The 807-nt window shown below is 57.4% G+C and carries 1 rRNA gene; it reads right to left on the reverse strand.

The window, feature by feature from the left end:
• Window positions 1-806 (reverse strand): 16S ribosomal RNA (locus tag ABD089_RS13715); the annotation flags it as partial.
• Between the last annotated feature and the right edge of the window lies 1 nt (window position 807).

Genomic DNA, 807 nt, shown 5'->3' on the forward strand with positions numbered 1-807 from the left:
TGTGACCCACACCTAGTACCCACCGTTTACGGCGTGGACTACCAGGGTATCTAAGCCTGTTTGCTCCCCACGCTTTCGCTTCTCAGCGTCAGGAAAGTCCCAGAGAACCGCCTTCGCCACCGGTGTTCCTCCTGATATCTGCGCATTCCACCGCTCCACCAGGAATTCCGTTCTCCCCTAACTTCCTCTAGTCTGCCCGTATCAGAAGCAGGCTCAGGGTTAAGCCCTGAGTTTTCACTTCTGACGCAACAAACCGCCTACAAGCTCTTTACGCCCAATAATTCCGGACAACGCTCGCACCCTACGTATCACCGCGGCTGCTGGCACGTAGTTGGCCGGTGCTTCTTCTGCGCATACCGTCACTTTCGCTTCGTCTGCGCTGAAAGCGGTTTACAACCCGAAGGCCGTCATCCCGCACGCGGCGTTGCTGCATCAGGCTTTCGCCCATTGTGCAATATTCCCCACTGCTGCCTCCCGTAGGAGTTTGGGCCGTATCTCAGTCCCAATGTGGCCGGTCGCCCTCTCAGGCCGGCTACCCGTCGAAGCCTTGGTGAGCCACTACCTCACCAACAAGCTGATAGGCCGCGAGTCCATCCCAAACCGCCGGAGCTTTCCAACAACCCCCATGCAGGGGAAGTTCATATCCGGTATTAGCAGCCGTTTCCGACTGTTATCCCAGAGTTTGGGGCAGGTTACTCACGTGTTACTCACCCGTTCGCCACTCGTGTACCCCGAAGGGCCTTACCGTTCGACTTGCATGTGTTAAGCACGCCGCCAGCGTTCGTCCTGAGCCAGGATCAAACTCTC

The sequence above is a fragment of the Luteococcus sanguinis genome (assembly GCF_039527675.1).
Classification (GTDB): domain Bacteria; phylum Actinomycetota; class Actinomycetes; order Propionibacteriales; family Propionibacteriaceae; genus Luteococcus; species Luteococcus sanguinis.